At 52.3% G+C, this 3032-nt stretch carries 5 protein-coding genes; all 5 read left to right on the top strand.

Going from position 1 to position 3032, the window contains the following annotated elements; translation table 11 throughout:
- Positions 1 to 393: 393 nt before the first annotated feature.
- The 5 genes from Q1A75_RS23525 (at position 394) to wrbA (ending at position 2815) form a co-directional block, all read left to right on the top strand.
- Positions 394 to 819, top strand: coding sequence for an Rrf2 family transcriptional regulator (locus Q1A75_RS23525; RefSeq protein ID WP_299552587.1), 426 nt, complete (start codon positions 394 to 396; stop codon positions 817 to 819).
- Positions 816 to 1118 carry a group III truncated hemoglobin gene (locus Q1A75_RS23520; protein ID WP_299552590.1) on the top strand — a complete coding sequence of 101 codons (303 nt, stop codon included), beginning with the start codon at positions 816 to 818 and terminating at the stop codon, positions 1116 to 1118. Before Q1A75_RS23525 ends, Q1A75_RS23520 begins: the two co-directional genes overlap by 4 nt.
- 145 nt (positions 1119 to 1263) lie before the next feature.
- Positions 1264 to 1494, top strand: coding sequence for a hypothetical protein (locus Q1A75_RS23515; RefSeq protein ID WP_299552593.1), 231 nt, complete (start codon positions 1264 to 1266; stop codon positions 1492 to 1494).
- Between the two features lie 166 nt (positions 1495 to 1660).
- The gene (locus tag Q1A75_RS23510) at positions 1661 to 1945 is read left to right on the top strand and encodes a DUF1971 domain-containing protein (RefSeq protein WP_299552596.1); all 285 of its coding nucleotides are present in this window, start codon (positions 1661 to 1663) and stop codon (positions 1943 to 1945) included.
- A 270-nt stretch (positions 1946 to 2215) separates the two neighbouring features.
- Positions 2216 to 2815, top strand: coding sequence for an NAD(P)H:quinone oxidoreductase (gene wrbA, locus Q1A75_RS23505; RefSeq protein ID WP_299552599.1), 600 nt, complete (start codon positions 2216 to 2218; stop codon positions 2813 to 2815).
- Positions 2816 to 3032: the final 217 nt, after the last annotated feature.

Below are 3032 nucleotides of genomic sequence, written 5' to 3'. Positions count from 1 at the left end.
GCCACCAATGCCCCCCAAAGTCGAGAGAACACTGGATCAATCATCGCAGATCGATGCAGAAGTCATAAGACAAGCCCGAAAAGCTATTGAAAACGATTCATCTATAGATATTCTCTTCCCCCTTCAGCACCGAATTGTCCGATAGGCCTCGAAACGTTTCGACCCACCGTCTTTTGGTTCGCGACATCAGCCGTTAGGGGCTGCCGTACGGTCATCAGTTGCAGGCTGCTTAGCTGTGCTGATCGTCCTAAGCTGCGACCGCCGCATAACCCAGGATCAACGGAACCAGCCCCGAGCAAAAACGTTGTGAAAAATATCTCCAATAAATCTTTATGCTTGTGGAGGCTCCCCAAAAGAAATATAATAAATAGATTATTCGTAGGAAACGATCTAATGCGTCTCACGCTTCAAGCAGAGCATGCAGTTCGAGCCCTAATGTATCTGGCCCTGAGGAGGGACCGATTGTCTACGATTGCGGAGTGCTATGAGATATCCCGTAACAATCTGATGAAAGTGGCTCACACGCTTGGCGTCAGTGAATTCATCGTCACGGTTCGCGGGCGATCAGGGGGTCTCAAGCTCGCAAGGGCTCCGAAGGATATCAACATCGGAGAGGTGGTCCGCCTCGTCGAAAGTCAACCGTCTTCAGCCGAATTTCTGACCGAAAGGGTTGATAAGGACCCAATGGTCGGACTCCGCCGCGCGCTCGGCGAATCCGTCGACGCGTTCTATGACTCGCTCGGCCAGTATTCGTTAAAGTCACTGGTTGATGGTAACGATGCCCTGAAACGCCTCATTTTCGAAGGTGGCTCGTCATGACAACACAGCTGCGGACTGCACACCAACGACGAAAGCAGATACGGAAGAACGCTGACGCACTGGGTATTGATGACGCCTATCTCTCCACATTGGTGGAGACGTTCTATGAAGGAATAGGGGCGGACGAGCGGATCAGCCATATCTTTGCAAACAAGATCGGTGACGACTGGGAGCACCACCTCGCGAAGATGAAGGATTTCTGGTGTTCCGTCGCCTTCAATGCCGGACGATATTCGGGCAAGCCCGTGCCGAAACATCAAGCCTTGGTGGAGACTCGCCCTGAGCATTTTGAAGTTTGACTTTCCCTGTTCGAGCAGACGTTGAAGGATACCGCACCGACACCTAAGGTGATCCCCTATCTGATGAAGCGCGCGGAACGGATAGCTTCGAGCCCGCAAATGGCAATGTTCGGCATGCCCGGACCCCCGGGAAGCAGGTGGTAGTATGACGCCGATCATATCAAAGGGATTGGCAGGTGTCTGGGCAGGAATTGTCATCGGCGGCTCATTGATCGCCGCGTCGGCGAAGTTTCAGGTCACGACCCTGTCAACGCCCCAGTTCCTCGAGGTCGAACGCGCTCAATTCCATTGGGTTGGCGTCGCAGAAGCGGCTCTATGCGCCGCTCTTCTCATCTCAGTATTTCTGAGCGATAGGTCGCGCTTCATCTTTCTGTAGATCCCTTTGGACTATTCGCCGTACAGCGCCTCTATCTGATGCCACTCCTGGACGCGCGAACGCTAAAGACATTGCCGGTTCCGATGCACATCTTTTTCATAGCGTTGGAAATTGCAAAGGTTCTGCGACTTTGCCGTGCGAGGACTAAAATATAGAAGGTTTAAATATGCCAGCCACACGTAGCCTGCCGAACGGTGTCGAGAAATACGCCGAGTCTCCTCTCTTTGCGGCCGGAAAGGTCCCGGAGAGCTTGCAAAAATCGCACAGCACCAAAAGTGGAACCTATGCGCGCCTCGTCGTCACGGCGGGCCAAGTCCAGTACTTTCTCGTCGGTGAAAGTACGCGTGTTGCCACAATTAACGTTGGTGACACGTTCGTCATCCTACCTATGGAAAAGCACTTCGTACAGGTGACCGACGATGCGGAATTTTACCTGGAATTCTGCAGATAGGATCCAAATAGTACATAAAACCGCGGCCTCTCCGAACAACCTGACACCCAAGCGCGGAGGACATTCCCATGATTCGCAATTGACGCGTGATGGACTTTGAGTGTCGTGATGTACTGTAGGCGAAGCGGTCTTGAATTAAAGTTAGATATAATCTATTTATATTAAATAAGAGTGCGTCCCATTCGATCATGGTCGCAGACTGCTTTTTTAGGTGAGCGCGCGCTGGACCATATCTGACGACCGTTCGCCACGACATAAGGAAATGCATAAATGACCAAGATACTTGTTATATACTACTCATCTTACGGGCATACAGAAGAACTTGCGAACGCGATTGTCGAAGGTGCTCGCCAGGAAGGTGCCGACGTGACGATCATGCGTGTACCCGAGATCGTGCCCGAAGACATCGCCAAGGATGCCGGCCTCAGACTCGATCAAGATGCACCGATCGCCAGACCCTCTGACCTGGCGGACTATGATGGCATCATTGCTGGAACGCCCACGCGCTTTGGAAACATGGCCGCACAAATGCGTAACTTTTTGGACCAGACCGGCGGATTATGGGCAGATGGGGCACTGATCGGAAAGGTCGGGAGCGCATTTGTATCGACCGCGACACAGCATGGTGGTCAGGAGACGACACTTACATCAATGCATACCACTTTCCTCCATCACGGGATGGTCGTCGCAGGCGTCCCCTACTCCTGCGAGGCGCTGAAGGAAATTGAGGAACCTATCGGTGGGTCGCCGTATGGCGCTGGAACTCTGGCCGGCCTCCATGGCAAGAAGACTCCCAACGCGAAAGAATTGGAAATCGCCCACTTCCAAGGTGCTCATGTGGCAAGAATAGCTACGCGTCTCGCCAGCTAGTTCGAACTGATCTGGATAGCCAAGACAAATCGCATTTAGCCCCATCAGCCCCAAGAACGACAAGTTGAAAGTCAGTTACAAGACATCGGGCCATGAGTGTAACAAAAACAATGATGGTTGCATGCCCAATCCAAGCACTACTAGTGAGCAGCCCCACCTGTGTGGTTGAGTTTGAGTGTTAGTGCATGGTTGGCCTTTGGTCTATTGCTACGATGAA

Source organism: uncultured Tateyamaria sp., assembly GCF_947504105.1.
Lineage (GTDB): Bacteria > Pseudomonadota > Alphaproteobacteria > Rhodobacterales > Rhodobacteraceae > Tateyamaria.
The sequence above is the reverse complement of the archived record's forward strand: the minus strand, read 5'-3'. Positions and strand labels throughout refer to the sequence as shown.

What these genes read in the sequence shown, in the direction of transcription:
- Q1A75_RS23525 (WP_299552587.1), top strand. Translation starts at nt 394, where the DNA reads ATGCGTCTCACGCTTCAAGCAGAGCATGCAGTTCGAGCCCTAATGTAT.
- Q1A75_RS23520 (WP_299552590.1), top strand. Translation starts at nt 816, where the DNA reads ATGACAACACAGCTGCGGACTGCACACCAACGACGAAAGCAGATACGG.
- Q1A75_RS23515 (WP_299552593.1), top strand. Translation starts at nt 1,264, where the DNA reads ATGACGCCGATCATATCAAAGGGATTGGCAGGTGTCTGGGCAGGAATT.
- Q1A75_RS23510 (WP_299552596.1), top strand. Translation starts at nt 1,661, where the DNA reads ATGCCAGCCACACGTAGCCTGCCGAACGGTGTCGAGAAATACGCCGAG.
- wrbA (WP_299552599.1), top strand. Translation starts at nt 2,216, where the DNA reads ATGACCAAGATACTTGTTATATACTACTCATCTTACGGGCATACAGAA.